The organism is Kitasatospora griseola, assembly GCF_044999035.1.
In the GTDB taxonomy this organism is placed as follows: domain Bacteria; phylum Actinomycetota; class Actinomycetes; order Streptomycetales; family Streptomycetaceae; genus Kitasatospora; species Kitasatospora griseola.
The window spans coordinates 7,548,822-7,574,730 of the sequence record NZ_CP173360.1 but is presented as its reverse complement, the minus strand read 5'-3'; the positions used below and the strand labels follow the sequence as shown (position 1 = coordinate 7,574,730).

The 25,909-nt window shown below is 71.9% G+C and carries 16 protein-coding genes and 1 pseudogene; 8 read left to right on the top strand and 9 right to left on the bottom strand.

Features of this window, described 5'->3' with window-relative positions; genetic code table 11:
* Positions 1–964 precede the first annotated feature (964 nt).
* On the top strand, positions 965–1,552 hold the full coding sequence (locus tag ACI1MP_RS34135) for a hypothetical protein (protein ID WP_404870379.1): 588 nt from the start codon (positions 965–967) through the stop codon (positions 1,550–1,552).
* 10 nt (positions 1,553–1,562) lie between these two features.
* On the opposite strand, the gene ACI1MP_RS34130 is transcribed toward ACI1MP_RS34135, so the two are convergent.
* A complete protein-coding gene (locus tag ACI1MP_RS34130; RefSeq protein WP_404870378.1) occupies positions 1,563–2,774 on the bottom strand; it encodes an NAD(P) transhydrogenase subunit alpha in 1,212 nt (403 codons plus the stop codon).
* Positions 2,775–2,919: 145 nt separating this feature from the next.
* Between ACI1MP_RS34130 and ACI1MP_RS34125 the strand changes: the two genes are divergently transcribed.
* Entirely contained in the window at positions 2,920–6,525 is a 3,606-nt protein-coding gene (locus ACI1MP_RS34125; RefSeq protein ID WP_404870377.1) for a hydantoinase B/oxoprolinase family protein, read from the top strand.
* A 6-nt stretch (positions 6,526–6,531) separates the two neighbouring features.
* On the opposite strand, the gene ACI1MP_RS34120 is transcribed toward ACI1MP_RS34125, so the two are convergent.
* Entirely contained in the window at positions 6,532–8,049 is a 1,518-nt protein-coding gene (locus tag ACI1MP_RS34120) for an ATP-binding cassette domain-containing protein (protein ID WP_404870376.1), read from the bottom strand.
* Between the two features lie 100 nt (positions 8,050–8,149).
* Positions 8,150–8,893: a substrate-binding domain-containing protein gene (locus ACI1MP_RS34115; protein ID WP_404870375.1), complete on the bottom strand. Its 744-nt coding sequence runs from the start codon at positions 8,891–8,893 to the stop codon at positions 8,150–8,152.
* A gap of 650 nt (positions 8,894–9,543) precedes the next feature.
* Here ACI1MP_RS34115 and ACI1MP_RS34110 point away from each other — a divergent pair.
* Entirely contained in the window at positions 9,544–11,991 is a 2,448-nt protein-coding gene (locus ACI1MP_RS34110) for a ricin-type beta-trefoil lectin domain protein (RefSeq protein ID WP_404870374.1), read from the top strand.
* Positions 11,992–12,103: 112 nt separating this feature from the next.
* Here ACI1MP_RS34110 and ACI1MP_RS34105 read toward each other — a convergent pair whose 3' ends face one another.
* The 3 genes from ACI1MP_RS34105 to ACI1MP_RS34095 all read right to left on the bottom strand — a co-directional run bounded on the left by ACI1MP_RS34105 (position 12,104) and on the right by ACI1MP_RS34095 (position 14,799).
* The gene (locus ACI1MP_RS34105) at positions 12,104–12,352 is read right to left on the bottom strand and encodes a hypothetical protein (RefSeq protein WP_404870373.1); all 249 of its coding nucleotides are present in this window, start codon (positions 12,350–12,352) and stop codon (positions 12,104–12,106) included.
* Positions 12,353–12,473: 121 nt separating this feature from the next.
* The gene (locus tag ACI1MP_RS34100; protein WP_404870372.1) at positions 12,474–14,279 is read right to left on the bottom strand and encodes a CocE/NonD family hydrolase C-terminal non-catalytic domain-containing protein; all 1,806 of its coding nucleotides are present in this window, start codon (positions 14,277–14,279) and stop codon (positions 12,474–12,476) included.
* Positions 14,280–14,448: 169 nt separating this feature from the next.
* Positions 14,449–14,799 carry a calmodulin gene (locus ACI1MP_RS34095; RefSeq protein WP_380341962.1) on the bottom strand — a complete coding sequence of 117 codons (351 nt, stop codon included), beginning with the start codon at positions 14,797–14,799 and terminating at the stop codon, positions 14,449–14,451.
* A 493-nt stretch (positions 14,800–15,292) separates the two neighbouring features.
* Between ACI1MP_RS34095 and ACI1MP_RS34090 the strand changes: the two genes are divergently transcribed.
* Positions 15,293–18,073, top strand: coding sequence for a SpoIIE family protein phosphatase (locus tag ACI1MP_RS34090; RefSeq protein ID WP_404870371.1), 2,781 nt, complete (start codon positions 15,293–15,295; stop codon positions 18,071–18,073).
* Between the two features lie 125 nt (positions 18,074–18,198).
* Entirely contained in the window at positions 18,199–19,047 is an 849-nt protein-coding gene (locus ACI1MP_RS34085; RefSeq protein WP_380341967.1) for an LURP-one-related/scramblase family protein, read from the top strand.
* A 201-nt stretch (positions 19,048–19,248) separates the two neighbouring features.
* On the opposite strand, the gene ACI1MP_RS34080 is transcribed toward ACI1MP_RS34085, so the two are convergent.
* Positions 19,249–20,337, bottom strand: a complete 1,089-nt coding sequence (locus tag ACI1MP_RS34080; protein ID WP_404870370.1) for a serine hydrolase domain-containing protein — start codon at positions 20,335–20,337, stop codon at positions 19,249–19,251.
* 1,032 nt (positions 20,338–21,369) lie between these two features.
* Positions 21,370–22,332: a phosphatidylinositol-specific phospholipase C gene (locus ACI1MP_RS34075; protein WP_404870369.1), complete on the bottom strand. Its 963-nt coding sequence runs from the start codon at positions 22,330–22,332 to the stop codon at positions 21,370–21,372.
* A 557-nt stretch (positions 22,333–22,889) separates the two neighbouring features.
* On the opposite strand from ACI1MP_RS34075, the gene ACI1MP_RS34070 reads away from it, so the two are divergent.
* The 3 genes from ACI1MP_RS34070 to ACI1MP_RS34060 all read left to right on the top strand — a co-directional run bounded on the left by ACI1MP_RS34070 (position 22,890) and on the right by ACI1MP_RS34060 (position 24,618).
* Entirely contained in the window at positions 22,890–23,237 is a 348-nt protein-coding gene (locus ACI1MP_RS34070; RefSeq protein WP_404870368.1) for a hypothetical protein, read from the top strand.
* 58 nt (positions 23,238–23,295) lie between these two features.
* Entirely contained in the window at positions 23,296–23,982 is a 687-nt protein-coding gene (locus ACI1MP_RS34065; RefSeq protein ID WP_380341978.1) for an alpha/beta fold hydrolase, read from the top strand.
* Between the two features lie 309 nt (positions 23,983–24,291).
* Positions 24,292–24,618, top strand: coding sequence for a hypothetical protein (locus ACI1MP_RS34060; RefSeq protein ID WP_404870367.1), 327 nt, complete (start codon positions 24,292–24,294; stop codon positions 24,616–24,618).
* A gap of 408 nt (positions 24,619–25,026) precedes the next feature.
* Here the strand turns inward: ACI1MP_RS34060 and ACI1MP_RS34055 are convergent.
* A pseudogene (locus tag ACI1MP_RS34055) lies at positions 25,027–25,755 on the bottom strand (putative Ig domain-containing protein); the annotation flags it as partial.
* Between the last annotated feature and the right edge of the window lie 154 nt (positions 25,756–25,909).

The window sequence follows — 25,909 nt, the reverse complement described above, 5'->3', positions numbered from 1 at the left end:
GACGAACATCGGGGGGACCTCCGCGGATCGAAGAACTGTCACCGTGATCGTCCGCGCGGTCCCGCCTGCGGGAGCCGCCCGCTACGGCACCTTGACGGCGCGGGCGGTGATTTTCATACGGACCTGACGGTGCCCGGCCGTCCGGCCCCCCCGGAGCCGGCCGTCTCCCGGGATTCCGCAGGGTGCGCCCGCTGCCGGTGGCACGCGGCAGCAGGTGGATCAGAGCTGGTTTCCGGCTGGGCTCGCGACCGTGGTGGGCGCCGTTCTCGCGGCGGCAGGACGGCGGGCCACTGCCTGTTAGGCCCCGGCCGGTCGGCCGGTTCGCCCGGGCAGCGACGGGTCCGCTCGCCCCCGGTTTCCGGACGGGGCGGCGGGAGTATCGTGGGAAGAAGCCTGCAGGGCGAGCGAGGGAGTTCGACCGGATGGCCCTGGCGCTGGGCGGAGACGCCGCGCGGGACGTCTGTCGGCGGTCGGGCTGAGAGGCTGGAAGGTCTGTGAGACCGGAAGGCGACCTCCACCACCTGATCCGGACAATGCCGGCGAAGGGAGCCCACCTTGCAGGTTCCGCCTGTCCGGGCGAGGTTCCTGCCGGACGCAACCAGCGACGGGGGAAGGCGGAGCCGTCCTCTCCTCGGTGGCGCCGACCATGGCCTCCGCCGCGCGGGCGGCCATCTCAGCCGCAGATGTCGCCCCGTACCTGCGTTCCATTCCGGCACTTCGCCGCGTTCGTCGCCGGACCGGAAGCGAACCGCCGACCGCCGCGGTGCTTTCGCGTGGAGTGGTCGGCTGGACGTGGGGCGTGACGGTCGCGTCTCGCGGTGGTTGCCGGGCGGGCGCCGGGAGGAGACTGGCGGGGAGGGGCTGTGCGACGTGGCCGAGCGGGCGGGCCCGGTGTTCCGAGCGAGACGGGAGCCGACCGATGTCGGATACCGGTGTTGGTGAACTGGGGGATTTTGTCGGTGAGTTGGCAGGTCTGGTCCGGCTCGCCGCAGAGGCGTTGGACGGAGCGACCGCGGCGCTGACGGCCGAGGTCGGCGCGGCGGACGCGGCGGTGCGGTCGGAGAAGGCGCTGGCGGAACTCCGTGCGCGGATCGAGGAGGACGCGGGTGCCGCGCCCGCGGGGTTGCGGGCCGTGGTGGCCGGCGTTCAGGTGGGCCGCGAGGTGGAGTGGCTGGGGGTGCTCGCCCAGCGGCTGCTGGAGGTGGCCTGGGCGCGGCAGGACCGCGAGCCGTTTCCGGAGCAGCTGCTCACGAGCCTGCGAGCCATCGCCGAGACGGCCGTCGGCCTGGTCGGCAGGGCGGCCGACGTCCTGGAGCAGGCCGCACCGGAGGCCGTCGCGGACCTGCTGTCGGACGTGCCCGAGACGGTCCGGCGGCAGCGCCTGTTGTACGAGAGGTTGCTCGCGGCAGAGGCTCCGGTCGACGTCGGCACCGCCGCCGACCTGGTCCTGCTGTCCGGGCACTACCAGCAGTGCGCGGAGCACGCCGGTGCGATCGGGCGGTACGCCCTGCTGTTCACCGGCCCCTCGTCGCCAGGACGGGGTCGAAGCTGAGGCGTCGAAGCTAAGGCGGAGGTGGACCGGCCGCCGCCGTCGCGTCGGCGAGCAGTCGTCGTGTCGCGGCGTGTCGGACGGCTCCGCGGTGGGTCACCACCATGGCGTCCTGCACCGGATCGGTCGGATCGACGCGGAGCCCGTCGCGCCGGGTCAGGTGGGTCAGCAACGCCAGCACGTTGTGCGCGTACGCCTCCGAGGCCGTCCCGGGGACCTGGGCGGCGAGTTCACCGGCGCCGATGACGATCACCCCGTCGCCGACCAGCGTCGTGGCGCCCGGCCGGGCGCACTCGAGGTTGCCCTGCGCCCAGCTGTCCGCGGGGGCGGGGACGCGCGCGGGCCCGGCCGTCAGGTCGACCAGGACCGACCCGGGGCGCATGGCCGCCACCGCGTCGGTGCGCAGCAGCATCGGCGGCTCCCCGCCGGGCACGTCGAGTGCGGTCACCACGAGGTCGAAGTGGGGCACGGCGGCCGCGAGCACCTCGCCCAGCGCGGAGCGGCGGTGCGCCAGCGTGTCGCCCAGTTCCAGGTCGCCGGCCACCGGGTCGAATCCGGGCAGGGCCACCAGCTCGGCACCGAGCGCGACGGCCTGCGCCCGCTCCTGGCGGCGCAGTTCGACGACCTGTACGCGGGAGCCGAGGCGGCGGGCGGTGTCGACGGCCTGGAGCCCCTCGGGCCCGGCGCCGACCACCAGCGTCCGGACCGGCGCGAACGCCGTGTCCGCCGTGCCCCACGGCGGCAGGCACCGGCCCAGCCGTTCGGCCGCGAGCAGCACCGCCCGGTAGCCGGCGATCCGTGCCTGGGACGTCGTGGCGTCCATCGGACGGGCCGCGGGCAGCCGGGTGTCCGCCAGGTCGAGGCCGATCGCGGTGACCCCCCGGTCGGCCCACTGCCCCACCGGGCGGGGGATCGCGGTGGGGCGCAGGAGGGCGATCAGCAGCTGCCCGGGGCGCAGGTCGTGCAGTCGGTCGAGGGCCGGCGGATGCACCCCGAGGAGCACGTCGGCACGGTGCAACAGCTCGGCGTGTCGGGCGAGTTCGGCTCCGGCCGCGAGGTACGCCTCGTCGTGCAGCCAGGCCTGGGCACCGGCGCCGGGCTCGATCAGGACCGTCAGCCCGAGCCGTCCGACGGCGGGAACCACGTCGGGCACGAGGGCCACCCGTCGCTCGCCCGGCACGGTCTCCCGGAAAACGCCGACGGTCCGGGGTGCTCCGGTCTCCATGTGCGTCTCACCGCCCTCCAGGGCTGGCCGTATGTTCAGTATGTCCTTGTTTGCGACCCCGGCTCCTCCGGGCGGATACTCGACGAGGGGCGCCGTCGGGCGTGGCCCGCCGAACCTGCGTCCCGAGGCGGCGGAAGGGGCCGAAATGCCCGGCCGGGGCTGGCAGTTCTGGGTGGACCGCGGCGGCACCTTCACGGACGTGGTCGCGCTGGCGCCCGACGGCCGGCTGCTGACCCGCAAGCTGCTCTCGCACGACCCGGCCCGCTACCGCGACGCGGCCGTCGCCGGCATCCGCGCCCTGCTCCCGTCCGGCGACGAACGAATCGAATCGGTGCGGATGGGTACCACGGTGGCCACCAACGCCCTGCTGGAGCGAGCGGGTGAACCGACCGCCCTGGTGGTGACCCGGGGTTTCGCCGACGCGCTGCGGATCGGCTACCAGAACCGCCCGCAGATCTTCGCCCGGGAGATCACCCTCCCCGAACCGCTGTACGCCCGGGTGGTCGAGGTGGACGAGCGGATCACCGCCGACGGCACGGTACTGCGCCGGCCCGACCTGGACCGGCTCGAAGCGGAGCTGCGCCAGTGCCGGAGGGACGGCATCGGCGCGCTCGCGGTGCTCTGCCTGCACAGCTACCTGCACCCCGCGCACGAGCGGGAGATCGGCCGGCTGGCCGAGCGGCTCGGCTTCGGCCAGGTGTCGCTGTCCAGCGAGGCGAGTCCGCTGATGAGACTGGTGCCGCGCGGCGACACGGCCGTGGCCGACGCCTACCTCTCGCCCGGCCTGCGGCGCTATGTCCGGCAGGTGGAAGGGGAGTTGAGCGGTGTACCGGTGATGTTCATGCAGTCCAACGGCGGTCTCGCCGCGGCCGGCCACTTCCGCGGCAAGGACGCGATCCTGTCCGGCCCGGCCGGCGGCATCGTCGGCATGGTGCGGATGTCCCGACTGGCCGGATTCGAGCGGGTGATCGGCTTCGACATGGGCGGCACGTCCACCGATGTGTCGCACTACGCGGGCGAGTTCGAGCGGGTGGTGACCACCGAGGTCGCCGGGGTGCGGCTGCGGGCGCCGATGCTCGCGATCCGTACGGTGGCGGCCGGCGGCGGCTCGGTGCTGCGCTTCGAGGGCGGGCGGCTGCGGGTCGGCCCGGACTCGGCCGGCGCCGACCCGGGGCCCGCCTGCTACCGGCGGGGCGGGCCGCTCACCGTCACCGACGCCAACCTGCTGCTCGGCCGGATCCAGGCCGAGCACTTCCCGCGCGTCCTCGGGCCGGACGGCGACCAGCCGCCCGACCTCGACCTGGTTCGCCGTCAATTCACCGTCCTGGCCGACCGGATCGCTGCGGACTCGGGGACGAGTTGCTCGCCGGAACAGGCCGCGGAAGGCTTTCTGCGGATCGCGGTCGGCAACATCGCCAACGCGATCAAACGGATCTCGGTGCAGCAGGGCCACGACGTCACCAGGTATGCGCTGACCACCTTCGGCGGCGCCGGCGGCCAACACGCCTGCATGGTTGCCGAGGCGCTCGGCATCCGCACGGTGCTGGTCCCGCCGATGGCCGGGGTGCTCTCCGCACTCGGCATCGGCCTGGCCGACACCACCGTGCTGCGCGAGCACGCCGTCGAACGCCGGTTGCAGGCCGAGGCCATGGCGGACCTGCGCGCACTGTCCGAGGAACTGGCGGCGGGCGCCACGTCCGAGCTGCGTGAGCAGGGGATCGCGCCGGACCGGATCCGGCTGGCCCGCCGGGCCCGGCTGCGGTACCACGGCACCGACACGACCCTGGACGTCGCTCTCGGCGAACTCCACGACATGGAGAGGGAGTTCAAGGAGCGGCACCGGGCCACCTACTCCTTCCTGATGGACCGTCCGATCGTCGTCGAAGCCCTCGCGGTGGAGGCCACCGGCCTCACCGAGCAGCCGGACCTGGGCGCGCCGCAGGTCCACCGGAACGGACCTGCCGTGCGCCCCGCGGTCCGGATGGCCACTGGCGGCCGGTGGCGCGAGGTGCCGCTGCTGCAACGCGAGCGGATGCGTCCGGCCGACACCGTCACCGGGCCGGCCGTGATCGCCGAGGCCGGTGCCACCACGGTGGTGGACGACGGCTGGCGCGCCACCGTCACCCCCGCCGGCCACCTGCAGATCGAGCAGATCGCCGACCGGGCCGGGCCCGCGGTCACCGCCGAGGCCGACCCGGTGCTGCTGGAGGTGTTCAACAACCTCTTCATGGCGATCGCGCAGCAGATGGGAGCCCGGCTGGAGTCGACCGCCCAGTCCGTCAACATCAAGGAGCGACTGGACTTCTCCTGCGCACTGTTCGACCCGGAGGGCAACCTGGTCGCCAACGCCCCGCACATCCCGGTGCACCTGGGCTCGATGGGCACCACCGTCAAGGAAGTGCTCCGCCGCCGCGGGCCGAAGATGCGGCCGGGCGACTCCTACGCCGTCAACGACCCGTACCACGGCGGCACCCACCTGCCCGACATCACCGTCGTCACCCCGGTCTTCGACCCGGCCGGCCGCGAGATCCTGTTCTTCGTCGCCTCCCGCGGGCACCACGCCGAGATCGGCGGAATCACCCCCGGCTCGATGCCGGCGACCAGCCGGGAGATCGAGCAGGAAGGCGTCCTGTTCGACAACTGGCTGCTGGTGGCGGACGGCCGGCTCCGCGAGGCCGAGACGCTGCGCCTGCTCACCGACGCACCCCACCCCTCGCGCGACCCGGCCACCAACCTCGCCGACCTGCGGGCCCAGATCGCCGCCAACCGCAAGGGAATCGACGAAGTCAACGCGATGGTCGAGCAGTTCGGACTCGACGTGGTCCAGGCCTACATGCGGCACGTGCAGGACAACGCCGAACGGGCAGTGCGCGAGGCGATCGGCGAACTCGCCGACGGTTCCTACCGGTACGAGACCGACATTGGCGCGGTGATCGCGGTACGGATCCGGGTGGACCGCCACCGGCGCACCGCCACCGTGGACTTCACCGGCACCTCGGCCCAACTCGACAGCAACCTCAACGCGCCGTCCGCCGTGGTGAACGCCGCGGTGCTGTACGTCTTCCGCACCCTGGTGGCCGACGACATCCCGCTCAACGACGGCTGCCTGCGCCCGCTGCGGATCGTCGTCCCACCCGGCTCGATGCTCGCCCCGCGCCCGCCGGCCGCCGTCGCCGCCGGCAACGTCGAGACCTCACAGGCCGTCACCGGCGCGCTCTACGCCGCCCTCGGCCTCCAGGCCGAGGGGTCCGGCACGATGAACAACCTCACCCTCGGCAACGACCGCCACCAGTACTACGAAACCATCGCCTCCGGTGCCGGCGCGGGCCCAGACTTCGACGGAGCCGCCGCCGTCCAGACCCACATGACCAACTCACGGCTGACCGACCCGGAAGTCCTGGAGTGGCGACTGCCCGTCCTCCTCGACGAGTTCGCCGTCCGGTCCGGCAGCGGCGGAACAGGCCGCCATCGGGGCGGTGACGGCGTGGTGCGGCGGATCCGCTTCCGCGAGCCGATGACGGTCAGCATCCTGTCGAGCCACCGCCGCGTCCCCCCGTACGGCATGGCCGGCGGCGCACCCGGCGCCCTCGGCTCCAACCGGCTGCTGCGCCGGGACGGCACGGTCGAGCCACTGGCCGGCTTCGCGACCGTGCACGTCGAACCGGACGACGTCCTGGAGGTCGAGACCCCGGGCGGCGGCGGATACGGCGAGCCGGAACCACCGGAGCGGCCCGTCCGGAGAGGTGCGTAGCGGCCGTCAGGGCTCGGTGCATGCAACCACGACCGGGCAGGGCGAGTGCTGCACGCAGTACTGCCCGACGGAGCCCAGCAGGGCGCCCCTCGAAACCGCCGAGGCCGCGGTGCCCGACGGCCAGCAGGCCCGCCCGCTCCCGGGCGGCGGACAGCAGGACCCAGGCCGGGGGTCCTGCCTCAAGCAGGCCCGGGCCCTGACGGGCACCCCCGCGACGTTCAGGGCACTGTCGGGCGAGGGTCGCGACACCGCGGAGTCCACCGTTGCCGCGGACACGGTGCTGCGGACAAGGGTGCGGACCTCGGCCTCGATGGAAGGGGCGCGCACCCGCAGCCGGTCGGCGAACTGCTGGGCCAGGGCCCGCTCCTGCTGGTGCTTGACGAAGCGCCAGCGCCGAAGCCGGCCGAGGCTGACCAGCGAGGTGTTGTCGCGGATCGTCCGGTGCAGGAAGAGTGCCTGGGCCTTGCGCTCCTCGGGGGCCAGGCCGATGCCGGCCGTGATCGCGGCGCGCGGGTTCTTCAGGCGCAGGACCTTGCCGCCCAGTTCGACGCTGCCGGAGCGGACCTGGGCGTCTCCGGCCAGGGCGAGGGCGAATTCGGAGCGTCCGGTGCCGATCAGGCCCGCGAGTGCGACGACCTCGCCCGCCCTCACCTGGAGGTTGATGTCGCGCACATCGTCGGTGGTGAGGTTCTTGACGTCCAGCACGACGCGGTCGGTGGCGACCTGCTGGCGGACGAACAGGGTGGACAGGTCGCGCCCGACCATGAGCCGCACCAGGGCGCTCTCGTCCGTGGCCGCGGCCTCCACCACACCCGCGACCCGACCGTCGCGCAGGACGGCGATCCGGTCGGCGAGTCGGAAGATCTCCTTCATCCGGTGCGAGACGTAGACGACGGCGATGCCTTCGTCGCGCAGCCGCCCGATCAGGGCGAAGAGCGCCTCGACCTCGAACTCCGACAGCGAGGAGGTCGGCTCGTCGAAGGCGATCGCCCGCGGCGGGACCTCGCCGGTCAGGGCGCGCAGGATCTCCACCAACTGCCGCTGCGCGGCGGTGAGCCGGGAGCCGAGCAGGTCGGGGTCGAGGACCTTGGCGAAGCCGAGGCGCTCCAGGTCGGCGTTGATGCGGCGGCGCAGTTCGGCGCGGTCCAGGCGGCGTCCGGCCGCGCGGGGCAGCGAGCCCGCGTAGACGTTCTCGGCGACCGAGACGTGCGGGATGATCTCCGGCTCCTGCGGGATGATCCGGATTCCGGCACGGCGGGCGTCCTGCGGGGAGTGCAGGTCGACCGGCTTGCCGTCCAGCAGGACGCGCCCCTCGGTGGGGCGGTGGTCACCGGTCAGGACCCGCAGCAGGGTGGACTTGCCGGCGCCGTTCTCGCCCATCAGGGCGGTGACCTGACCGGGCGGGAAGCCGATGGTGACGTCCTCCAGGGCCTGGACGGTGCCGAAACGCTTGGAGACGCCTTCGGCCGTCAGGCCGGGCGAGGCGCCGGGTGACGTGCGTGGCGAGGATTCGGATGCGGGCATCAAGGTCTCACTGACGTGTGGAGTGCGGCTGGGTCAGAGGCGGGGGCCGGCGCGGCGGCTCCGGGACGGTGCCGCCGGACCGGCCCGGTCCGAGTGCCGGTCAGCTGCAGCTCACGCCGGAGGACTGCCAGTCGGTGGAGTCGACCATCTTGGTGGGGGCGAAGGCCTCCTGCGGGAAGTCCTTGCCGTTCTTGAGCTTGTCGAACAGGGTCTGCACCGACAGCGCGCCGACGTCCTTGCCGTTGATGAACAGCGCCGCCTTCATGCCCGACGGCTTGCCCGACTGCCAGTTCTTGCAGGCCAGGTAGGCGCCCAGGCCGACGCCGTCGATGTTGTCCGGCGTGACCGAGGCGTTCTGCAGCGCGGTCACCGCACCCTGCACGTTCTCGTCGTTGCAGCCCCAGACCACCCAGTGCTTCACGCCCGGGTTCGCGGTGATCGTCGCCGCCACCTTGTCCTGCGCGCCGGTCGGGGTGTTGTCGGTGGCGACATCGATGTTCTGCACGCCCTGCACGGTCTGCTCGAAGGCGTCCTTGGCGGCGTTCACACGGTCACCGCAGACCGTCACGTCCTGCTGCCAGGCCGAGATGATCCTGGTGTCGGCCGGGTTCCAGCCGGCCTTCTGGAACTCCTGGGCCGCGCGCCGGCCGACCTGCTGGCCCATCTGCTGACCGGAGAAGCCGATCCGCGGCACCAGGTCACCCTTCGAGATCTTCCCGCTGACGGGTGCGGCCTTGGTGTCCGCGCCGCCGGAGGTCTGGCCGGTGGAACACGCGGTGAGGCTGAGGACGGTGGCGATACCCAGCACGGCGGCGGGGAACAGGCGGGCACGGACGGCGGACATGGGGCGGCTCCAGGGTGAACGGGTGCAGGCGGGACCGGATGCAACAGAACCGATCACGTCCCATCACTTTCAAACGCTGCGATCAAAGGAAAACGGTCCGTTCACCCGCCCGTCAAGAAGCTGAAAAAATTCGCCCGTGGCCGATATCCCATTGTTATCGATGCCCTGACCAGCGGATTCCAGGGCCGCCGGGGAGGGAGGTCGGAAAATACTCATGAAAAGTACTACTCAATAATTCCCGACCCATTGATTGCGTATACGGATCCTATGGCGGTACGGAGGGTTCCACTGCTCCGTGGCCCGCAGCGGAGCGCCGAGAGCAGCCGGCCTGCAGCGTCGTCCGCGCGGCCGGAAGGCCCCGGACCGGGTGCGCCCGGAGAATCCGCACCCCAAAGCGCATCCGTCCGAGGGCGGTCATCGCGGCATTCGACCCGCAGGTCCGGACAGGCCGACCCGGTTCGGCGAAAAGACTGCGTACTCGGATCTTGAACGGAGTCTGCGGCAGGACCGTTGACCGCCAACTCTCTGTCGCCCTACTGTTCGTTTCTGGTCGTCTTCGTTTGTTTCTGAGTGACTCAGGTCTCCCACCCCCACCGTCGGGCAGCGGTGTTCGGCATGCCGCTTTCCGGCGTCGTACGAAAGGCATCCCCATGCGCGGATCCCTCCGTGTCCTGGTCAGCCCCGGACGCATCCTCAGAAGGGCGGCCGTCGCCGCCTCCCTCCTCCTGTCCGGCACACTCGTCGCCGGACAGGCCGCCCCCGCTGCCGTGGCCGTCGCACCCGCCACGCCGGCCGCCGTCTCCACTCCCATCGCCGTGGACGGCACCAAACCGGGCCTCACCTTCGACGGCGTCGGCGCGATCTCCGGCGGCGGCGGCAACTCCCGTCTGCTGGTGGACTATCCGGAGCCCCAGCGCAGCCAACTGCTCGACTACCTGTTCAAACCGGGCTACGGAGCCGCCCTCCAGACGCTGAAACTGGAGATCGGCGGCGACACCAACTCCACCGACGGCGCCGAGCCCAGCATCGAGCACACCAAGGGCACGGTCGACTGCAACCAGGGCTACGAGTGGTGGCTGGCCGAACAGGCCAAGGCCCGCAATCCGCACATCAAGTTCCTCGGCCTGTCCTGGGGCGCGCCCGGTTGGATCGGCAACACGGGCAGCGGCGGCTCCTTCTGGTCCCAGGACACCATCGACTACCTGATGGACTGGATGGGTTGCGCCGGCAAGCACCACCTGGACATCAGCTACCTCGGTGGCTGGAACGAGCGCGGCTACGACAAGACCTGGTACGAGAACCTCAAGTCGACGCTGGTGTCGCGCGGTTACGGCGCCACCAAGGTGGTCGCCGCCGACTCCGACTGGTCGGTGGCCGACGACATGGCCGCCGATCCCGCGTTCAAGAACGCCGTCGACGTCGTCGGTGTCCACTACCCCTGCGGCTACCTCGGTTCCTTCACCAGCTGCCCCAGCACCGCGAACGCCCAGGCGCTCGGCAAGCCGCTCTGGGCGAGCGAGAACGGCTCGGAGGACGCCAACGACGGCGCCGCCTCGGTGGCGCGCGGGATCAACCGCGGCTACATCGACGGCAGGATGACCTCGTTCATCAACTGGCCGGTCATCGCCGCGCTCTACCCCAACCTGTTCTTCTCCACCGACGGCATGTCGATCGCCAACCAGCCCTGGTCCGGCAACTACACGATCGGCAAGACCACCTGGGTCACCGCGCAGACCACCCAGTTCACCCAGCCGGGCTGGAAGTACATCGACTCCGCCGACGGCTACCTCGGCGGCGACCGGGCCAACGGCAGCTACGTCACGCTCAAGTCGCCGAACAACCGCGACTACAGCACCGTCATCGAGACGATGGACGCCGGCGCTCCCCAGGCCGCGAAGTTCAGCGTCACCGGCGGCCTGTCGACCGGCAAGGTGCACGTCTGGGCGACCAACCTCAACTCCAGCGACCCGGCCGACTGGTTCGTCCACCAGCAGGACATCACCCCGGTCAACGGCAGCTACACCCTCGGCCTGCAGCCCGGCTACGTCTACACCGTGACCACCACCACCGGCCAGGGCAAGGGCACCGCCACCCCGCCGGCCGCCGCGCCGCTCCAACTGCCCTACGCGGACGGCTTCGAGACGCCGGCTGCCACCACGTCCCCGAAGTACTTCACGGACATGAACGGCGCCTTCCAGACCGTCCGGTGCGGCGGCGGCCGCACCGGCACCTGCCTGCGCCAGATGGCCCCGACGACTCCGATCCGCTGGACCGACGAGTCCTACGACGCCCCCTACACCATCATGGGCGACGGCAGCTGGTCCAACTACACCGTCACGGCCGACACCATGTTCGAGCAGTCGAGCACCGTCGAGCTGCTCGGCCGGGTCAACCAGCAGGGCCGCAACAACAACGGTCTCAACGCCTACCACCTGCGGGTGAGCGACACCGGCGCCTGGTCGATCGTCAAGAGCGACACCAGCTGGAAGTTCACCACGCTGGCGAGCGGCACCACCACCGCTCCGCTGGGCACCGGCCACTGGCACACCATCAGCCTGTCGATGCAGAACACCGCCCTCACGGCCGCCATCGACGGCCGCACCGTGGGCAGCGCCACCGACGGCAGCTTCACCAACGGCCAGGCCGGCCTCGGCGTGACCGGCTACCGGACCGACCAGTTCGACAACTTCGACCTCACCCAGGGCACGCCCAGCAACCACACCGGCCCGATCAGCTCCGGCCTGCCGGGCAAGTGCGTCGACGACAACGGCGACTCCGCCGTCAACGGCACCGCCGTGCAGCTGTGGGACTGCAACGGCGGCAGCGCACAGGTGTGGACCTGGTCCAACGGCACTCTCACCCACAACGGCAAGTGCCTCGACGTCACCGGCGCAGCCACCGCCAACGGATCCCAGGTCGAGCTGTGGGACTGCAACGGCGGCGCCAACCAGCAGTGGATCCCGCAGGCCGACGGCACCCTGAAGGGCACCCAGTCCGGCCGCTGCCTCGACGACCCGGCCGCCGTCACCACCAACGGGACCCGGCTGGATCTCTGGGACTGCGACGGCGGCATCAACCAGCAGTGGAAGCTGCCGTGATCCCCACCCACCCGTAACGCCAGTAGACGGCCCTGCGGCTCACCCACCCGAGCCGCAGGGCCGTCTCCGCGCCGCGCTCGCCCGCTCCCTCCACCCCGCAGATGGCCCCCGGTCACCGGACAGCAGTTCCCCCGATGTGCCGACCTCTTGGCGCACCCCGCAGAGCGATCACCGCGTTGTTGGGATCGCTGTAGTACTGGTCGGGGCCGGGGCACGGCCGGGTGGTCGGAGTCACGGCCGTACCGGCGGAGGCCGGCCCGGCGCGGGCGAGCACCAGCCCGACGGATGAGACGGCCACGGTCAGCAGGGTCTTCTTCGCGGCCATGTCGACCGGCGGGTTGCGCGGAGACTTGGCGCTCAAGCGGGGTGGAACGGCGCGGTCCCCCGCCCCCGGGGTGCTCGGGGGCGGGGGACCGGCCGCCGGCGGTGGCAACCGTGCGGATGCGCGGTCCGCAGGCGGCCGTGGAGGCACCTCGGGAAGGTCAGCCCAGCGGCAGGTCCAGTCGGGCCTCGTTCCCGTTCGCGGAGCTGACCGTGGTGGTGGTGAGGGCGGGGAGGTCCGAGCCCGCGTACGAGTACAGCGGGTCACGGCTGTTGACCACCAGGGCGAGCCGGTGCCCGGTCGGCAGGTCGTAGGAGACGGCCTGGAGGTGCCAGGCGATGGTGGTGTCGACCTCCGGCGTCAGGTCGGTGGCCGTGTACGGCTCGTGGGTGATGATCCGGGCGGTGCCGTCCGGGGCGACGTCGTACAGGTACGCGATCACCGTGGCGGCGTCGGTGCTGCTGCGCACGGTGAGGTGCACGGTGGCGGTGCCCCGGATCCGGCGGGCCGCCTCGTCGGAGCCGGTCAGCGGTTCGGTCGACCAGACCAGCAGTTGGTCGCGTTCGAAGTTCGCCGGCTCGTACGTCCTGGGGTTGCCGAACCACTCCTGCTGTCCGGTCTTGAGCAGCTCGCCCGCGACGGAGGAGGTGAGGGCGCCCGCCGCGAAGTCCCGCGACCAGCCGGCGGTCGGCTTGTCGGTCAGCGCGCCGTCACCGGTGTCGTCGGCGCCGGTGAGGTACCAGCGCTCGCTGCCGGTGGTGGCCTCGTCCCAGGACACGTACGTCTCGCGGTGGGCCGGGACGGTGATCAGCTTGGTGCCGCCCGGGATCGCGACCGTCCGGTAGGTGAACATGCTCTGGCTGCTCACCGCCGACCAGTTCGGCACGTCGTTGTCCGTGCCGAGCAGGTGGTGGTCCAGCCACCGGTACGCCTCCAGCGTCGGCTCCGCCAGCCCGGGGAACGGCAGGCCGGTCACCAGCCCGGCCAGGCCGGGGCCCTCGGGGGCGCCGTGGTCGCCGATCCACAGGTTCAGCCGCTTCGGTACGGTGAGCCGCTCGAAGAGCTCGACCACCGGGTTGACCGGGAACAGCGTCTCGTGCCAGGTGTTCGAGAGGAACGTCGGGATGCCCCGCGCGTTCGTCTGGTCGACGTACGCCTGCGGGGAGCGCTCGGTGCCCCAGGCGACCACCTCGTCGAGGTTCCGACCGCTCAGGAAGTCCTTGAGGAGCTGCTGCGTCCCCTCGTCGAACTTCTCCTCCAGCGGGCCGCCGGTGAAGTCGATCAGCGCCTGTACGGCCTCCAGGTGTCGGGTGCCGTTGTTGTACAGGCTGGTGGCGAGGTTTCCCCAAGTGCTCAGCGCGACCACGGCGTCGACGCGTCCGGCCGGGTCGTGCGCGGCGACCAGCTGGCTGATCCCGGAGCCGTAGGACTCGCCGAGGAACCCGGTCCGGCTGGGCTCGAAGGCCTCCTGCGCGTAGTCGATCACGACCGTGCCGTCGGCCCAGTCGTTGGGACCGGCCACGTCGACGAAGCCCTCGGAGGTCGACAGCCAGCCCTTGATGCCGATGCCGCGCGGCGAGTAGGCGAGCACGTGGTAGCCGCGCTGCGCCAGCTTGAGGTACGCGTGGAGGAAGGGCAGCCAGCCGTACGGGTTCCAGCCGGCGGGCACGATCACCACCGGGCGCGGGGCGTCGCCCTTCAGCTTGATCGAGAACGCCGACAGCCGGGTGCCGTCGTGCGAGACGATGCGGGGGAGCGCGATCCTGCCGATCCGCTGGACATCGGCCACCAACTCCGCGAGCTCCGGAGGGAGTTCGACGCCCTCCTCGCCCTGCGCGGCGGCGAGCAGGGCCCGGGACACGTCGACGACGGCCTGGTTGACGCTGTGGCCCGGGCCCCAGACGCCATTGGTGGCGACGTCGGTGAGCGTCGCTTCGGTGACCGACGGAATCGGGTCACTGGTCATTTCGGAACCACCTTCTCTGCGAACGGATGCCGATCCGCATCATGGTCGGGCCGAGAGGGAGCCGAACTGACGTACCGTCAGCATTCACCGGAACCAGTGATGTTGTCGCGATCTGCGCCCGCACCCGCCCTGCCTGCGCTATGCGCGTCGCAGTGACGGGACGGGGGGCTCAACCGTCCAGCTCGCGGGTGATCTTCGAACGTGCGGGCGCCCAGATGTGGCCCGGCAGGAAGCCCTCCTGGCCGATGTCGTCCAGCTGCGTCGCGACGTAGTGCGCCGAGGCGTCGCAGTCCGCGTCCGCCTCCTCGAAGAAGGTGACGGTGCCGGGGTCGAGGTGGAAGTTCCAGTCCGGGTTGTGGTCCGCCGTCTCCGCGACGACCCGGCCCTGGACGTGGACCTTGGAGCTTTCGGTACCCGCGAGGATCGCCCGGGCCTGCCCGATCTTCTCCTCGTCGTCCAGCCGGAAGATGAACTCGTCGTCGTTCGGGGCCGCTTCGAGACCGAATCGGGCAGTCGCCATGGGGTGCTCCGGTGCGAGTACTGGTCACGGGGTCCTCGGCTCCGGACAGTAGTGCAGCGCCCGTTCCGGGATCGCGGATCGGCTCGAAGCACCACCCGGGCGGGGGCACCGGCCGGTCCCCCGGGGCCCGAGTCCGGCCCTCCGGCCGGACGCCGGACACGGGGGAGTTTCTCGAAGTCGCCAAGGGTGCACTGGCGGTCGAAGAAGGCTTCTTCGGGGCCGTGGAAGCGGACGACGGCGAACCAGTCGTGGCCGGGCACGGTCTTGATCCAGTTCGCGGCGCCGGCGGGGCGCGACGCTCGCCGAGGGCGTCCGCGCACGGTGGCGCGGCCCGCAGTACGCGGCCCCCGCCGAGACGAGGACGCCGTGCACCCTCGGCACGGACCCGGTCGGCGTCCTCGTCGGAGCTCAGGTGATCCTCCCGCTGTGCGCGACACCGGGCGGGGTGGCAGCGTGGAGGGAGCTGAGACCCGGATGTGCGGGGATGGCCTGGATGAATGCAGCGGACGGCGATGCCGCTCGGAGTGCTGGACCGGGCGGGTCGGACGGACAGCGATCCGCCCGAAGCGGGGTGGGCTCGCGGCTGCGGGTGCGCACCGTCGCCGGGCAGGTGTTCGTGGTTCTGCTGGTGGTCGTGCTGCTGCTGGTCGGCGTGGCGCTGGCGGCGCTCGTGCTGCAGGCCCGGCGGTCCGCCACCGGTGAGGCCGCGGGCCGCACCCGGGCCGCGGCCGTCGCCCTGTCGCAGGCCCCCGGCGTGGTGAGCGCGATGGACGGTCCCGATCCGACCGCGGTGCTGCAGCCGTTGGCGGACAAGGTCGTGCAGAAGGGCGGCGTCGACTACGTGGTGTTCGCCAACCCGGCCGGGATCCGCTACTCGGCCCAGACCCCCGACCTGATCGGGAAGCACGTCATCGGCCCGTTCGAGCGCACCCTCGCCGGGCCGACCACCGACAGCTTCCTCACGCCCGTCGGGCGGGTCGTCGAGTCCGGCGCGCCGGTCCACCGGCCGGACGGCTCGGTCGCCGGCGTGGTCCAGGTCGGAATCACCGTCGCCCACGTGGGCAGCGCGGTGGGCCGGCAGCTGCCGATCCTGATCGGCGGTGCGGCGGCCGCGCTCGCGGTCGGCACGGGCGGGGCGGCGCTGGCCCGGCGGCGGTTGCGACGCCAGACGCACGGCCTGGGCCCGGCCGAGATGACGCGGATGTACGAGCACCACGACGCGGTGCTGCACGCCGTCCGCGAGGGTGTGCTGATCGTCGGCGGGGACGGACGGGTGCTGCTGGCCAACGACGAGGCCCGCCGGCTGCTCGAACTGCCGCCCGACGTGGAGGGACGGGCCGCTTCCGAACTCGGGCTCGCCCCCGCACTGGCCGAGCTGCTGGCGTCCGGGCGGGCCGCCACCGACGAGGTGCACCGGGCCGGGGACACGCTGCTCGCCGTCAACAACCGCCCCACCGCACCGTTCGGCGGAGAGGCGGGCAGCGTCGCGACCGTCCGCGACACCACCGAACTGCGGGCACTGGCCGGGCAGGCCGAGACCGCGCGGGCCAGACTGCAACTGCTCTACGACGCCGGGCTGCGGGTCGGCACCACCCTGGACGTGGCGCGGACCGCGCAGGAGCTGGCCGACGTGACCGTTCCCGGTTTCGCGGACTTCGCCACGGTCGAGCTGGCCGACGCCGTGCTGAACGGCGAGGAGCCCCCGGACCCCGGCGCCGCGCAGGGCCTGTGGATCCGTCGCGTCGCGGTCGGCGGCGTCGACGAGGACTGGCCGTTCTTCCCGATCGGCTCGCGGCTCGACCCGCGCCCCGGCACCCCGGAGGAGATCGCGCTGGAGACCGGGCGCGCCGCGCTCGTCGCCGACCTGCGCGGGTCCGACGCCTGGCGGGCGCGGAGCCCGGAGGCGGCCGACCGGGTGCTCTCGTACGGGGTCCACTCGCTGGTCTGCGCACCCCTTCGGGCCCGTGGCACGACCCTGGGCACGGTCCACTTCTGGCGGGCGGGGTCGCAGCCGTTCGAGGAGGACGACCTCTCCTTCGCCGACGAGCTGGCCGCCCGCGCGGCGGTCTGCCTCGACAACGCCCGCCGGTACACCCGCGAGCGCACGATGGCCGAGACGCTGCAGCGCAGCCTGCTGCCCGGAGCACTGCCCGAGCAGAGCGCCCTGGAGGCGGCCTACCGCTACCTGCCGGCGCTGCACGGGGTGGGAGGGGACTGGTTCGACGTCGTTCCGCTGCCCGGCTTCCGCGTCGCGCTCGTCGTCGGGGACGTCGTCGGCCACGGCCTGCACGCCGCCGCCACCATGGGCCGCCTGCGCACGGCCGTCCTCAACCTCTCCGCCCTCGACCTGCCCCCGGACGAACTGCTCGCCCGCCTCGACGAACTGGTCACCCGCCTCGACCCGGCGGAGAACTCCGGGGGAGAGCAGGACATGGAGGGCCGGGGCGAGCGGGCGGCCGTCACGGGCGCCACGTGCCTGTACGCCATCTACGATCCGACGTCCGGCGAGTGCACCATGGCACGGGCCGGACATCCGCCGCCGGTGCTGGTGGAGCCCGACGGCAGCGCCGAGTTCGTCGACCTGCCGGCCGGGCCGCCGCTCGGCGTGGGCGGACTGCCCTTCGAAACCACCGAGCTGCGGCTGGCCCCCGGAACCGCCCTGGTGCTCTACACCGACGGGCTGGTCGAGAACCGCGACCGCGACCTGGGAACCGGGCTGGAGGCACTGCGCCGCTCCCTGGCGGGCGCCGACGTCCGGCGCTCCCCGGACGACATCTGCCAGGCCGTGTCCGACGCGCTGGTGCCGCCGCGCCCCACCGACGACATCGCGCTCCTCGTCGCGCGCACCCGGCTGCTGGAGCCCGACCAGGTGGCCGCCTGGGACGTGCCGCTCGACTTCGCCTCGGTGTCACGGATCCGGAAGGAGTGCGCCGACCGACTGGCCGCCTGGGGACTGGAGGACCTGTCATTCACCGCCGAACTGATCCTCAGCGAACTGATCACCAACGCCATCCGCTACGGCGCCGAGCCGATCCGGGTCCGCATGCTGCGCGACAGCAGCCTCGTCCACGAGGTCTCGGACGGCAGCAGCACCGCCCCGCACCTGCGCTACGCAGCCACCACGGACGAGGGCGGCCGGGGCCTGTTCCTGGTGGCGCAGACGGCCGAACGGTGGGGGACCAGGTACTCGGCCCGGGGCAAGGTCATCTGGGCCGAACAGCCGCTGACCGTGCCGGAGTTCCGGTTCGAGGACTTCGGCGAGCTGCACCCGTGATCCGCCGCGGGCGAACGACAGCGAGGTGGCGCGACAGACGGCCGGGTCGGCCTGCCATGAGGCAGGCCGTCGTCCGTGCGCGATCAGTGGATGTGATGTGACATCAGCCACAGCGGTTCTGCCGAGTGCCGGTCGGCGATCGCAACACCCGAACCCGCAGGTCGAGTTCACCGCTCGACGCCCCGGACGGGCCCGGCGGCCGTCCGAAACGGTCTGGCTACCCACCGGGGATTGGCCCTAGCCTGCCCGCCATGTCCCAGAACACGAACACCCCGGGCTTCCCCGGGCAGCCGGCCGCTCCGGTCGGCGACTCCGCCAAGGTGCAGCGCCAGGTGCAGCAGCAGGCGGGCGTCGGACCGGTCCACGGTGGCGGCGGCACCCTCTTCTCCGAGCCCGTCCTGGTGGTGAACCAGAAGGTCAAGCTGATCGAGCTGACCAACGAGTACGCGGTCTTCGACCAGCGGGGCGGCACGCTGGGCTCGGTGGTCCAGGTCGGCCAGAGCAGCCTGCGCAAGGCGCTCCGGCTGCTCTCCTCCGTCGACCAGTGCTTGACCCACAAGCTGGAGATCCGTGACGCGCACGGCACCCCGGTGCTGCTGCTGACCCGCCCGGCGAAGATCATCAAGTCGCGGGTGATCGTGCAGCGGCCGGACGGCCAGGAGGTCGGCCAGATCATCCAGCAGAACGTCATCGGGAAGATCAACTTCGCGCTGGAGGTCGGCGGTCGGAAGGTCGGCGCCATCAAGGCGGAGAACTGGCGGGCCTGGAACTTCTCCATCGTCGACGAGACGGACACCGAGGTCGCCCGGATCACCAAGACCTGGGAAGGCCTGGCGAAGACGATGTTCACCACGGCCGACAACTACGTGCTCCAGATCCACCGCCCGCTCCCCGACCCGCTGATCAGCCTCGTCGTGGCGACCGCGCTCACCGTGGACACCGCGCTGAAGCAGGACACCCGCGGCCTCGGCTGACCGCGAACCGTACGTGTGCGGAGCCCCGCCCCCGATCGGGCGGCTTTCCGGGGTGGGGCTCCGGTGAGGAGAGGCCCGATCGCCCCGCAGCCTGCTCGGTCGTGCGATCAGAGGATCTGACGAGCCGAGCCCTCCGGGGTCGAGGGCTCGGCTCGTCAGGCATGGGCCGCATCGGCCCGGGACTGCGGTTCGAGTTCGGGGCTACAGCGCGCAGAAGGCGTCGAACGCGGCGTTGACGGTGTCGCGCTGGCCCTGGGTTCCGCCCATCAGGTGGAATTCGTTGTTCGCGTACAGCACCTGCTTGGCGCCGTCCTCGCTGCTCAGCCAGTTGCTGAGGTAGCCGAGTACGGCGCCGTTGTGTCCCCAGGCCCACTGTCCGCAGGGCAGTTGCAGGTGTTCGACGCCCAGCCCGTACCCGGAGGTGCCTGAACTGTCCATCGGTACGGTGCTCTTGAGCTCGGCCATCTGTGCGGGCGCCAGGAGCTGTCCGGTCAGCAGGGCACGGGAGAACGCGGCCAGGTCGTCCAGGGTCGACACCATGGCGCCGGCGCTCCCGTAGACCTGCACGTTGGAGACCGTGACGTCCTGGGTGTAGAAGATCACCGGGTGCAGGTAGCCGCGGAGGTAGTTGCCGTACAGCGCGGGATCGGCGGTGGGGAAGCTGGTGTCGTGCAGCCCGAGCGGTTCGATGATGCGCCGCTGGATTTCGGTGGCTGCCTCGTCACCGGTGACGGCCTTGATCACCATGCCGGCCAGGACGTAGTTGGTGTTGGCGTAGCTCCACTGCCGACCCGGCGCGGAGACGGGCGCGCGCTTGGAGAGCGCGAGGTCCACCAGACTCTGCGGGGGCCAGGGCTGGTTGGGCTGGGTGTTCAGTGCGTACTGGGTGCCGAAGGCCCCGTTGGCGTACTCCGGCAGGCCGGAGGTGTGGTTGAGCAGCTCGCGGATGGTGATCCTGGAGCCGTCGTAGCCGTTGGCGTTGACCGCGCCGGGGAGCCACTTGGCCACCGTGTCGTCGAGGGAGAGCCGGCCCTCGGCCTCCAGTTGGAGCAGCACGGCGGCGGTGAAGGCCTTGGTGTTGCTGCCGATCCGGAACTTCGCCTTCGGGTCGGCGGGCACCTTGGTGGAAAGGTCGCCGACACCCGCGTGCACGTACTGGGCGGTGTCGTCCTGGCGTACCAGGCCGATCACGCCCGGATAGCCGTCGGCGACGCCCCGTTCGGCGCCGGCCTGCAGGAGGGCGGCCGGGGTCGGGGCGGCCGCGGCCGCCGGGCCCACACCGGCCGGCACGAGGCAGGCCGTGACGGCGACTGTCAGCAGCCACCGCCGATGCCGCGGGCTCCGCGGGCTCCGCGGGGGCCGTTCGGCCGTACCGGCCGCACCCCGGCGCTCCGTGCCGTTCGCAGCGGTGGCTTTGAAACCGTCGAACATGCTCATGTCTCTCTCCGTTTCCTGTGGGTGGTCGAATCTCTCCGGCATCGGCTGCCTGATCCGGGACCGGGACGTGGAGTTCACCGCCGCCTTCGACCGCCGCCGTCCTCGGCGGGCTCGCCGAGCGGCCCGGTCGTCGGTGGGGTGGGCGCCGACGTGGCGCGGGGCCGAGTCCGGCGGCGCCCAGGGGGCAGGAGCAGCGCGAGTGCGGCCGGCAGCGCCAGGTCCGGTCGGCCGGGTTCCGGAGCGGCGACAGCGGTCGGACGCAGGGCCTTCATCGGACTCCCTCGTCCACGGGCGGTCATGCCCTCCGGCTGCTCCGATCGTGGTGTTCCGGCAGCTCGGCGGACAGGCCAGGGCACCGGCCGGATATGACCGGCCGTCACGACCTGCAGGCTTTCGGCTCCGGCCGGCTGTCGGGCGCCTGCCGTCACGGTGGTCAGGCCTGCGCGGAGGGGAATCCGGCCGGTCTGTAGTTGGTCCGCCGCCGGCGGTACGTGTGGCCGAGGTGGTGCTGCAGCCGGATGTGGCGGAACTGGTACACCGCACCGGTCCGGCGCAGCACCCCCGGCGGTAGGCGTCGTCCAGGAAGGCGGCCGCGTCCCAGGGCAGCTTGCCGGTCGCCGCCAAGTTCGACTCGATGCGGGAACGGGACGTGTTCGAGGGCGGGTTCCTGGAGTTCCTGCTGGCGGCGGTGACGGAACAGTACCCGTACCACGAGGACGTCGTTCCCCGGGGGACGAAGCAGCCCGGCGACGGCCGTGACTACCATTCCGGGGCGACTGGTCGAAGCGACTGCAGCAGTGAACCCACCGACAGAACGCCCGCCCGCAGGTCCCCGGCACTTGCCCGCCGCACCGGTGCAGCAGCCGCTCGAGCTGCTGCCCGCGGTCAGGCGGCGAAGTTCTTGTCGATGAGCATCTGCAGGACGTTGACGTGGAAGTCGGGGAAGTCCATCGGGACGATGCCGTAGCGGGCGGCCTGGCCGGTGCGGGCGTTCAGGTACGGGTAGACGGACTGGTCCATCAGCGTCTGTTCGGCGGTCTTGGGCCACAGGCCACCGGCGTAGCTGAGGAAGTTGACGTACATCTGCGGGGAGTCGGGGTCGGCGGTCGCCGCGTCGAACTGCTGGGTGATCGCCCGGCCCTTGACCCGCAGCGGGAACAACTGGTCGGTCTGCCAGAGGTCCTGGGTGCGGAAGTACTGGTTCGTGCCGCTGGACCACTGGATCAGCCCCCAGTCGTTGGCGAAGTCGGCGAGCAGCACGATCCGCCCGCGGGCGGCGCCGAGGGTGGGCCAGCCGTAGAGGTGGAAGAGGCCGCGGTACCCGAGGTCGTCGAGGTAGTGGTCGACCCGGCGGCGGAACTCGGCGGCGTCCAGGGCCTGGCCGCCCGCGTTCTCGTTCTTGAGCCGCATGACGAGCGTCTCGCCCCGATGGGCCGTCAGGAAGGCGCGGCACTGGTCCAGGACGTCCTGGAGACGGACGTACTGGTAGGCGTCGGAGTGGTAGATGCCGAGTTCGTCGGCCGTTCCCTGCAGGCCGTTGCACCGGATGTCGAGGAACCGGACGCCCTGGGTGAGCTGCTCCGGGACGCCCCAGTTCTGGGTGTGGGACCACTCGGTGCCGTGGGCGGGGTCGGTGCAGCAGGAGTCGTGGGTGCCGGGAATGGTCAGGCCGAGCAGGGAGCGCTCCGGCGCGAGGTACGACATCCAGTCGGCGGTGGGCTTCCCGCCGGGCGTGCCGGCGGAGCCGACCGCCGCGCGGGCGGCGGGAGCCGGGAGCAGGCCGCCGAGCGCGGTGGCGACGGCGACGAGGGCGCCGCTGGTCAGCAGCGTGCGGCGTGCGACGGCCATGGGATTCCCCCCGGGGTTCGGTCGACCCTGCCTGAATGTTGTCCCGTTCATGCCCAATCCGTTCCGGGGATATGCGGCGGGACGCCCGCGCTTCGGGTGTCCCGCCGTGCGCCGAGGCCGGCGCGGTCAGCTGTCGAAGCCGAGGCCCAAGCGGTCGAGGGTGCGCAGCCACAGGTTGCGGTGCCAGGCACTGGCGTCGGCCGATGCCGCTCCGCGGCGGCCACCCTCGGCATGCACCACTCCACCGTCCAAGGCCGCCACGAGGCACTGACCGACACCCTCGGCCACGACCCGCGCAAGTACCACCGGCCGCATGTGCTACACCGCGGCCGCAGCGCTGCAGCGCCTCACCGACCCGGCCCCCCGGCAGGCGCGGGCGCCTGCCTGCGGGACACCCGCTTGGGAATGGGTCTGCAGCCCGCGATGGTCCGGTTCGGCCGGGTGCTGCCCGCCGTACACGGTGCACAGCCCGACGTCGAAGGTCGGCCGGGCGGTCGTTGACGCCGGCGCCCCGGTTCCCGCCGCCGCACCCGGCCGACACGGTCGGGGCAAGCTGCTTGGCCGTCGTGCCGGGAGCCGGAGCCGGAGCCGGCGAGGCCGACCGGTTGGGCGTCGGTGCTTCCGCCATCGCCGGCGCTTCCGCCGCCGGCGCCGGATGCCGTCCCGGCGTGCGGGTGCAGATGCGCGAGCGCGCCGACGGCCAGAACGCCGAAGACCGCGATCAGCAGGTAGGTCAGCCCGCGCTGGACGGCGTGCAGCAGGTCGTGGCCGACCATGGCCGGCGCGATGGCCGAGCCGATCGGGAGCGTGTACCAGAGCGGTGTCCCGTCGGACAGGATCGTCTGCAGGCCCTGGACAGCCGGCACGACGGACCAGCAGTCGCGGCCGACCTCGATGAGTCATAGCGTGACCACTCGGTGTAGCCGGGTCACCACGGCTCGATGACGACGAAACGAGGAACCCATGGCCAGCAGGGCCAGCATCGTCTTCGCCCACGGCCTCTGGGCCGACGGGTCGTGCTTCAACAAGCTCATCCCCGCGCTCCAGGCCGAGGGGCATGTGGTCTCCAGTTCGCAGCACGGCCTCGACTCGCTCGAAAGCGACGTCGCGTGCGTCACCCGCTCCATCGACTATGTGCCCGGCCCGGTCGTGCTCGTCGGTCACTCCTACGGCGGGACCCTGATCACCAAGGCCGGCGTTCACGACCGCGTGGGCGCACTGGTCTACGTCGCCGCGCTCAGCCCGGACGAGGACGAGACCTCGCAGGACCAGCAGAGCAAGTTCCCCCGCACGCCCGTGTTCGATCACATCGACGTCTCCCACGGCCGGATCTGGCTCAAGGAGTCGGGGACCGGCGACTTCTGCGGCGATCTGCCGCCGGCCGAGCAGAAGCTCGTCCGGGCCGTGGGCGCCGTGCCGGTCCCCGACCTGTTCGACCAGCAGGTGCCCGGCACCGCCTGGCGCACCAAGCCGAGTTGGAGCATCGTCGCGAACAACGACCGGACGGTGCACCCGGACCTGGAGCGGGCTGCCGCCGAGCGCATGGGCGCCAAGGCCTACGACGTCGACAGCAGCCACGTGCCGATGCTCTCGAACCCGGACTTCGTCCTCGACGTCATCCGCGACGCCGCGAAGTCCCTCCAGGCGTAGGCGTCGATCGGCCGGACTCCGCCCGGGTCTGTTCCCGGGCGGCTCCCCCCTGGCGGCGCAGGCGGTAGGTGACGGCGAGCCCCCACGGGATCGCGAAGAGCAGGACGAGGACGAGGCCCAGGACGGGCGGCGACGGCTGCGCCGCGGCGAGCGCGAGGCAGGGTCGCAGGTCAAAATTCTCACACCCACCACCGCCCGCTGTCGCCGGCGCTCGGTCCTGCCATGTGGCCGCCGGTGTGTCTCGGCGCAGCCTGGAGCTGTCACCGGGAACCGGGCGGCTTGGGCCAGGCCGTTCCGGCTACGGCGGCTGTGAAGCCCTACCAGGGCCGCGTCCAGGCCCTCCTCCTGGGCGTCCCCCTCAACCGGTGCGTGGCATGGAACCTGGCAGCGGGGCGGACACCGAACCCGCCGACAGCGGTCGAGTCCTGCGTCGTCCAAGCCCGCGACGGCAGCGGGACACGGGTCCGCTTCACGGCGGCCGCCGCCCCCGACCTGACCGCACCGGAACTCCTCGACCTCCTGGAGACCCAACTCCCCGTCAGCCGAAGCCTCGTGGCCGACCAGCCCGCCACCCTCGTCCCGGTGGAAGCCGGCGTCGACCTGGTGGCCGCGCGGCTGACGGAGACCGCGAACTGACGCCACGCCTCGGTCCGCGACCCTCGGGGGTCCCGACCGGCGGGCCCGCAGCGCTACGCCGTGGGCCGGGATTGTCGCCGGCATCCCCGAGGAACGCGGCCTGCACCGCAGGGTGCTGCCACTGCGCGCCACCCCGTCCGCAGCGACAGCGAACCGGTCCGGCGGACAGGCGCCCTGATCCATGCCCGTCACCGGGACTGACCGAACGTCAGAACCGGTTCCGGGCCGACGAATCCGATTGGGCGCGCGCCAACCGGACCGGCGAGGCGTCAGAACCCGTGTGCCGACAACGTGGGGCCGGGTAGCACGGAACGGCGACCGGGCTCGTCGGCCGCGATGCGGAGCCGGGCGAGGGCGAGCCCGGCGGAGCCGCCGAAGCGTTCGGGTGGCTCCGCCGGGCTGTGGGACTCAGCTGGTCTGGATCGCGGTGTCGTCGATCACGAAGGACGTCTGCAGTGAGGCGTCCTCGACGGCGTTGAACTTCACCGTGACGGTCTGGCCGGCGTAGGCCGACAGGTCGATGGTCTTCTGGGCGTAGCCGGTGTTCTTGTCGAGGTTGGAGTACGTGGCGACCGAGGTGCCGTTCGCCGTGACGGTGAGCTTGTCGTACGCGCTCGACGTGGTGGTCTCGGCGGTGTCGATGTGCAGCCAGAAGCTCAGCGACGCCTTGCAGCCGGCCGGGATGGTGACGGTCTGCGAGATGGAGTCGGTGTGGCTGGAGCCGTAGCCGTCCATCCAGGCCTTCCACGAACCGCCGTGCGCGGCCTGCGAGGCGGAGTTGTCGACCACGCCGCTGGTGGTGGTCCACGGGGCTGCGGTGCCGGTTTCGAAGCCCGCGTTGCCGAGGAGCTGCGCCGGGGTGCAGGTGCCCTGGTTCGTGGTGACCGTCCAGGAGAACGTGGTGGAGGCGGTCTTACCGGCCGCGTCCTTGACGGTGACGGTCACCGAGGAGCCGCCCGAGGTGGTGGGGGTGCCGCTGATCAGACCGGTGGAGGCGTTGATCGACAGGCCGGCGGGCAGGCCGGTGGCCGAGTAGCTCAGCGGGGCGGTGCCGCCGGACGCCTGGATCTGCAGGCTGACCGAACCGTTGACCACGGTGGACTGGTTGCCCGGGTTGGTCACCGACACGGCCGCGCCGGCCGGCTTGGTCAGCAGGCAGCCGCTGACGTTCAGGTCGATCACCCGGCCGGTGCCCAGGCAGGTGGTGAACCAGTAGGTCTCCTCACCGTAGCTCTGGCCCTTGGTGACGGTCGTGGTGCCGTCCGCGGCCACCTCGCAGGGGTTGTTCAGG

Bases quoted from the DNA above. Each gene is read 5' to 3' on its own strand.
- ACI1MP_RS34130 (WP_404870378.1), bottom strand. From the start codon at position 2,774: ATGGAGACCGGAGCACCCCGGACCGTCGGCGTTTTCCGGGAGACCGTG.
- ACI1MP_RS34125 (WP_404870377.1), top strand. From the start codon at position 2,920: ATGCCCGGCCGGGGCTGGCAGTTCTGGGTGGACCGCGGCGGCACCTTC.
- ACI1MP_RS34120 (WP_404870376.1), bottom strand. From the start codon at position 8,049: ATGCCCGCATCCGAATCCTCGCCACGCACGTCACCCGGCGCCTCGCCC.
- ACI1MP_RS34115 (WP_404870375.1), bottom strand. From the start codon at position 8,893: ATGTCCGCCGTCCGTGCCCGCCTGTTCCCCGCCGCCGTGCTGGGTATC.
- ACI1MP_RS34110 (WP_404870374.1), top strand. From the start codon at position 9,544: ATGCGCGGATCCCTCCGTGTCCTGGTCAGCCCCGGACGCATCCTCAGA.
- ACI1MP_RS34100 (WP_404870372.1), bottom strand. From the start codon at position 14,279: ATGACCAGTGACCCGATTCCGTCGGTCACCGAAGCGACGCTCACCGAC.
- ACI1MP_RS34095 (WP_380341962.1), bottom strand. From the start codon at position 14,799: ATGGCGACTGCCCGATTCGGTCTCGAAGCGGCCCCGAACGACGACGAG.
- ACI1MP_RS34090 (WP_404870371.1), top strand. From the start codon at position 15,293: ATGAATGCAGCGGACGGCGATGCCGCTCGGAGTGCTGGACCGGGCGGG.
- ACI1MP_RS34075 (WP_404870369.1), bottom strand. From the start codon at position 22,332: ATGGCCGTCGCACGCCGCACGCTGCTGACCAGCGGCGCCCTCGTCGCC.
- ACI1MP_RS34065 (WP_380341978.1), top strand. From the start codon at position 23,296: ATGGCCAGCAGGGCCAGCATCGTCTTCGCCCACGGCCTCTGGGCCGAC.